Below are 6,423 nucleotides of genomic sequence, written 5' to 3'. Positions count from 1 at the left end.
ACGTCGCGGAGGGGCGCCGAAACGGACGAAAGACGCCTGGAATTTACCTCGAGAGTGCGCTACCTTCGATATGAAGCGTTTAAGTACGCAGGTGTCATTCGGCCACGACGGGCCGGTTGAGGGCTCGCGGAAGAGCCCGACGACGACGTCCACCAAGCAGACCGGGCGACGACGCTCGGATCGGGAGGAAGATCGATGAGACGACTGTTCGCCACCGCCCTGAGCGCGGTGCTCGCCCTGCTCGCCGTGCCGGCGCTCGCGCAAGGGGCGAGCGCCGCGAACGACGGGTTCTCCGTCCGGGGCGGGAACATCTACGACGCGAACGGCAACCAGTTCGTGCCGGTCGGCGCCAACCACGCCCACGCCTGGTACCCGTCGCAGACGCAGTCCTTCGCAGACATCCGCGCCGCCGGCGCGAACACCGTGCGCGTCGTGCTCTCGGGCGGCCGGTACGGGACGAGCTCGGCCTCCGACGTGAGTGCCGTCATCGAGCGCTGCAAGCGGAACCAGCTCGTGTGCATCCTCGAGAACCACGACACCACGGGGTACGGCGAGGACGGCAGCGCTCGGTCCCTCGCGAACGCGGCTCGATACTGGACAAGCATCGCCTCGGCCCTGCGGGGCCAGGAACGGTACGTGATGATCAACATCGGCAACGAGCCCTTCGGCAACTCCGGCTACCAGAACTGGACCAGGGACACCGTCGCGGCGATCCAGACCCTGCGCGGGGCCGGACTCGACCACACGCTCGTCGTCGACGCCCCGAACTGGGGCCAGGACTGGTCCTTCACCATGCGCGACAACGCCCCGACGGTCGCGGCGGCGGACAGCAACGTGGTCTTCTCGATCCACATGTACGGCGTCTTCGACACCGCAGCCGAGGTACGCGCCTACCTCGACTCCTTCACGAGCCGACGCCTGGCGATCATGGTCGGGGAGTTCGGCGACAACCACTCGGACGGGAACCCGGACGAGGCCACGATCATGAGCTACACGCGGTCCCAGGGGATCGGGATGCTCGGCTGGTCGTGGTCCGGCAACGGGAGCGGCGTCGAGTACCTGGACATGGTGAACGGGTTCTCCGCGAGCTCGCTCACCCCGTGGGGCCAGCGGTTCATCAACGGCGCCGACGGGCTCAAGGCCCGCAACGCGCCCGTGGCCTCCGTGTACGGGGGCGGTGGCGACGGCGGAGTCGGCACGGCCCCCAACGGGTACCCGTACTGCGCGAGCGCGTCGTCGGACCCCGACAGAGACGGATGGGGCTGGGAGAGCAACACCTCGTGCGTCGTGCGCGGCTCCTCCGCGGACACGGGTTCCGGTGGAGGCTCCGGGAGCGGGAGCACGGCGCCCAACGGGTACCCGTACTGCGCGAGCGCATCGTCGGACCCGGAGGGGGACGGGTGGGGCTGGGAGAACAGCGCGTCGTGCGTCGTGCGCGGCTCGTCCGCCGACCGCTGAACGGTCCGCCGCAGCGTGTCACGCGCATGAAGCGGTTCATCCTAGGGTCCATCCGATGTCGGATTGCGAGCGCGCTCGTGCGTGAGCGCAGAACGAAGGAGTTCGATGAGTAACAACAGCACACGACAGCTCCAGGTCCGTACCCGTGCGACGTCGGTCGCGGCGTACGTCGCTGCGCTCGCCCTCGCCGGGCCGGGAGCGCTCGCGCTGGCCGCTCCGGCAGCCGCCGACGAAGCGACCACAGATGGTCTGCACGTCGTCGACGGTCGGCTCGTCGAGGCGGACGGGAGCGACCTCGTCCTCCGCGGGATCAACCACGCCCACACCTGGTACACCCACGAGTTCCAGTCGTTCGAGGACATCAAGGGCACAGGTGCCAACGCGGTGCGCGTCGTCCTGTCGAGCGGGGACCAGTGGACCCGCAACGACCCCGCGGACGTCGCGCGCGTCGTCCGCGAGTGCGACGTGAACCGGTTGGTGTGCGCCCTCGAGGTGCACGACACGACGGGCTACGGGGACGAGTACGCGCCTGCGGCGGTGTCGCTCGACCGCGCGGTCGACTACTGGGAGGACCTGTACCCGACTCTCGCCGGGACGGAGGACAGGATCCTCGTCAACATCGGCAACGAGCCGATCGGCAACGGTCCGATCGCGGACGAGTGGGCGGCGCAGACCTCGGCCGCGGTCCAGCGACTGCGCGACATCGGGTACGGGCACACGATCGTCGTCGACGCCCCGAACTGGGGCCAGGACTGGTCGCGGACGATGTACTCCCAGGCGCAGCAGGTCTTTGACGCCGACCCCGACGCGAACGTCGTGTTCTCCGTCCACATGTACGAGGTGTACGGCGACGGCGCGGTGGTCACGGACTACCTGGAGCACTTCGTCGACGCGGGACTGCCGCTGATCGTCGGCGAGTTCGGCCCGGCGCACTACGGCAACGACGTCGACGAGGACACCATCCTCGCGGAGACGCGGCGCCTCGGCCTCGGGTGGTTCGGGTGGTCCTGGAGCGGTAACAGCGGCGGCGTGGAGGACCTGGACCTCGTCCAGGGCTTCGACCCGGTCTCTCGGTCCCCTTGGGGCGAGCGTCTGATCTCCGGCCGGGACGGCATCGCCGAGACGTCGCACGAGGCCTCGGTCTTCGCGAGCCGCGCGGACGGATGCTCGGCCGAGCTGGAGATCCAGTACCGGTGGCCGGGTGGGTACCAGGGCCAGGTGCAGGTGGAGTTCGACGGCGAGCCCGTCTCGACGTGGTCCACCTCGTGGCGCGTGCCCGCGGGCAGCGAGCTCGTGCAGACCTGGCACGGTGCGCTCTCCGTGGACGCTGGGACCGCGACGGTTACCGCCGAGTCGTGGAACGCGCGCGTGCCGGCCGGCGGGACCATCACGTACGGATTCTCCGGCCGTGGTGACGCTCCGGTGCTGGCACCGGTCGTCGACTGCTCGGCGAGCTAGGAACCGGGGCGGCGAGGTGGAGGCGTGGTCACGGCCGCGCCTCCACCGTGCCCTACCTGTCGCCGACCTCGCGGCGCCGTGCCTTCCTCGCGGACGGGTCAGGTGTTCCCGGCGAGGAGGCGGTCCACGGCGGCGAGGGGGATGGGCTCCCAGTCGGGACGGTTGCGCGACTCGTAGACCACCTCGTAGAGCGCCTTGTCGAGCGTGAGCGCCCGGACGAGCGCCTCCGACGTCGCGTGGTCGACGCCCGCGGTGTCCGCGCGCTCGTACGCGTCGAGGAACGCGGCGCGCGCCTGGACGGCCCACGCGGCGTCGGGGGCGCGCCCCACGGCGGCCGCGTAGTCGAACGAGCGCACGATCCCGGCGACGTCGCGCAGGGCGAGGTCGGGGCGGGTGCGCTCCGCGACCGGCCGCAGCGGCTCGCCCTCGAAGTCGAGCACCTTCCAGCCGAACCGGCGGGCGTGCAGCACCTGCCCGAGGTGCAGGTCGCCGTGGACGGTCTGGAGCCGCGGGAGGGCGTCGGGGACGCGCGTGACGGACGCGAGCCGTACTGCCGTGCGGTCCCAGAACGCGGCGATCTCGGTCGCGCGCCGGCCGAGCGCGCTCGACGACGCGACGGCCTCGTCCGAACGGCGCCGCAGGTCGGCGACGAGCCAGCGCGCGTCGACGGGGGAGCCCGCGTCGAACGCGCGCCGGAGCGCGGCGTGGAGGTCGGCGAGGACCCGGCCGAGGTCGGCGGCGAGGTCGGCGAACGAGGAACCCTGCCCGGCGTAGGCGCACGCCAGGTCGAAGCCGTCGCGCGCGCCGTCGACGAACTCGCTGAGGATCGCGAGGTGCGCCGACCGGGGCGACGCCGGGTCGGGCGCGTGCCCGGGAGCGGCCGGGTCGTCGGTCGCGTCCCAGCCCACCTCGAGCCAGGCGAGCGGTCGCGGCACGCCCGCCCACCCCTGGGCGGCGAGCGCGCGCGGGATCGTCACGTCCGGGTTCGGGCCGATCGCGATGGCCCGCAGGACCTTGAGCATCGTGCCGCCGGCGACGCCGGGCAGCAGCACCGAGCTGTTCGACTGCTCGACGCTCAGAGCGCGTCCGCCCGCGAGGTCGAGCGGGTCGGTGCCCGCGCCCCCGGCCGCGGGGGTCGTCTCCCAGTGGGCGACGGCCAGGAGCGCCGCCCAGCACGCGGGGTGCGCGGCGCCGTCGTGCACGAGCCAGGCCGTCCCGGCGGTCGCGCCGCCCCCGGCGTCGTGCACCGTCCCGAGCGGCGTGGCGGGCGCGCGCCCCGGACCGGCGGACGGGGTCGCGCCGCCCGGGGTGCGCACGTCGCCCGGGGCCGCGGGCGCCGCGTCGACCGGCTCGAGGACGAGCGGCACCTGCACGACGAGGTCGACGCCGTCCCCGAGCAGCCGCAGCAGGTGGAGGACGACGCGCGGGGCCCGCGCCGGGTCCTGACCGGCCGTCGCCGGGACGTCGAGCGCGAACGACAGCCACGGCACGTGCCGCACCGCGACGCCCTTGACGGGGTACCACCGGCGCTCCGGCAGCCACGCGTCGAGGAGCGTCATGAGCTCCGAGGAGGGAAGGTCCGTCCGTCGGAGCGTCATGCGCGCCTCCCTGTGGCTGGGTCGTCGGGTCGTCGGCAGGTCGTGCCCCGGGGGTGCCCCGGGGGCCCCGCCGTCGGGTCACGACGGCGGCAGCCTCCATCCGACCACGACGCGCCCGATCTCGCCGGGCGTCAGGGGGTCGTGCCCTCGAGGCCTCCGACGACGAGCCAGTAGAAGTCGCGCGAGCCCCACGTCATGACGACGCGCCCGTCGTCCCCGACCGCCGGGAAGTGCGCGCCGCCGAACACGTCGGTGAGCGTCGCGCCCGCGTGCCCCGGCAGGTGCACCGCCGCGGACCGGGCGGTCGCCGAGAGGTTCGCCACGCACAGGATCGTCTCCGTGGGCGTGCGCCGCAGGAACGCGAGGATCGACTCGTTGTCGCACTCGAGCGCCACGAAGTCGCCCGTGCCGAACGCCTTGTGGCGGCGCCGCACCTTGAGCATGCCGTGCACCCAGTGCAGCAGCGACGTCGACTGCTCGAGCTGCGCCTCGACGTTGACGTAGCCGTAGTGGTGCACGAGCGACTGCACGAGCGGCAGGTACACCTTGCCCGGGTCCGCGGTGGAGAACCCGGCGTTGCGGTCGGGCGTCCACTGCATGGGGGTGCGCACGGCGTCGCGGTCGGGCAGCCAGATGTTGTCGCCCATGCCGATCTCGTCGCCGTAGTACAGGCACGGGCTGCCCGGGAGCGAGAGCAGGAGCGCGTGCGCGAGCTCGACCTCCTTGCGCGAGTTGTCGAGCAGGGGCGCCAGCCGACGGCGGATCCCGACGTTGGCGCGCATGCGCGGGTCGGGCGCGTACCACCCGTACATCGACGCGCGCTCCTCCGTCGAGACCATCTCGAGCGTGAGCTCGTCGTGGTTGCGCAGGAACGTGCTCCACTGCGCGCCCGCGGGGATGTCGGGCGTGTCGGCGAGGATCTCCAGGACCTGGTTCGCGCGCTGGTCGCGGATCGCGTAGAAGATGCGCGGCATGACGGGGAAGTGGAAGCACATGTGGCACTCCGGCTCCTCCTCGGTGCCGAAGTAGTCCACGACGTCGCGCGGCCACTGGTTCGCCTCGGCGAGGAGGATGCGACCCGGGAACTCGGTGTCCACCATGCGCCGCACCCGGCGCAGGAACTCGTGCGTCTGCGGCAGGTTCTCGCAGTTGGTGCCCTCGGCCTCGTAGAGGTACGGCACCGCGTCGAGGCGGAACCCGTCGACCCCCATCTGCAGCCAGAACCGCGCGACGTCGAGCATCGCGTCGGCGACGCGCGGGTTCTCGAAGTTGAGGTCGGGCTGGTGGGAGAAGAAGCGGTGCCAGAAGAACTGGCGCCGCACCGGGTCGAACGTCCAGTTGGACGTCTCCGTGTCGACGAAGATGATGCGCGCGTCCTGGTAGCGCGTGTCGTCGTCGCTCCACACGTAGAAGTCGCCGTACGGGCCCTCCGGGTCGGCGCGCGACGCCTGGAACCACGGGTGCTGGTCGCTCGTGTGGTTCATGACGAGGTCGATGACGACGCGCATCCCGCGCGCGTGCGCCTCGCTCACGAGCTCGGCGAAGTCCGACGTCGAGCCGTACTGCGGCGCGATCGCGGTGTAGTCGGACACGTCGTAGCCGCCGTCGCGCAGGGGCGACGGGTAGAACGGCGGCAGCCACAGCGCGTCGATGCCGAGCCACTGGAGGTAGTCGAGGCGGTCGATGAGCCCGCGCAGGTCGCCCGTCCCGCTGCCGTCGGAGTCGGAGAACGCGCGGACGATCACCTCGTAGAACACCGCGGTGCGGTACCAGTCCGGGTCGTCGGACAGCCCGGGGCGCGTCTCGACGGGCGGCGCCGGCTGGCGGCGCGGCGGGAGGGCCGCGACGGGCACGGGCGCGGTGAGCGGGGGCACGGGAGCGGGACCGGCGGCGGGTCCCCGCACGGGGA

Annotated in this window: 4 protein-coding genes; 2 read left to right on the top strand and 2 right to left on the bottom strand. The window is 72.3% G+C overall.

Translation table 11 applies throughout. From position 1 onward, the window contains the following. The first annotated feature begins 195 nt into the window (after positions 1–195). On the top strand, positions 196–1,458 hold the full coding sequence (locus ACPCUX_RS16560) for a cellulase family glycosylhydrolase (RefSeq protein ID WP_423389198.1): 1,263 nt from the start codon (positions 196–198) through the stop codon (positions 1,456–1,458). A 105-nt stretch (positions 1,459–1,563) separates the two neighbouring features. After that, positions 1,564–2,916 carry a cellulase family glycosylhydrolase gene (locus ACPCUX_RS16555; protein WP_034656387.1) on the top strand — a complete coding sequence of 451 codons (1,353 nt, stop codon included), beginning with the start codon at positions 1,564–1,566 and terminating at the stop codon, positions 2,914–2,916. A 98-nt stretch (positions 2,917–3,014) separates the two neighbouring features. Here ACPCUX_RS16555 and ACPCUX_RS16550 read toward each other — a convergent pair whose 3' ends face one another. Together ACPCUX_RS16550 and treS are read right to left on the bottom strand one after the other, a co-directional pair. After that, positions 3,015–4,514 (bottom strand): aminoglycoside phosphotransferase, encoded by a 1,500-nt coding sequence (locus tag ACPCUX_RS16550; RefSeq protein WP_423389197.1) that lies wholly within the window; start codon positions 4,512–4,514, stop codon positions 3,015–3,017. A 131-nt stretch (positions 4,515–4,645) separates the two neighbouring features. Further along, a complete protein-coding gene (gene treS, locus ACPCUX_RS16545; RefSeq protein ID WP_423389199.1) occupies positions 4,646–6,367 on the bottom strand; it encodes a maltose alpha-D-glucosyltransferase in 1,722 nt (573 codons plus the stop codon). Positions 6,368–6,423: the final 56 nt, after the last annotated feature.

Source organism: Cellulosimicrobium sp. AB352 (assembly GCF_049538415.1).
GTDB classification, from domain to species: Bacteria; Actinomycetota; Actinomycetes; order Actinomycetales; family Cellulomonadaceae; genus Cellulosimicrobium; species Cellulosimicrobium funkei.
This window is presented reverse-complemented; position numbering and strand designations above follow the sequence as displayed.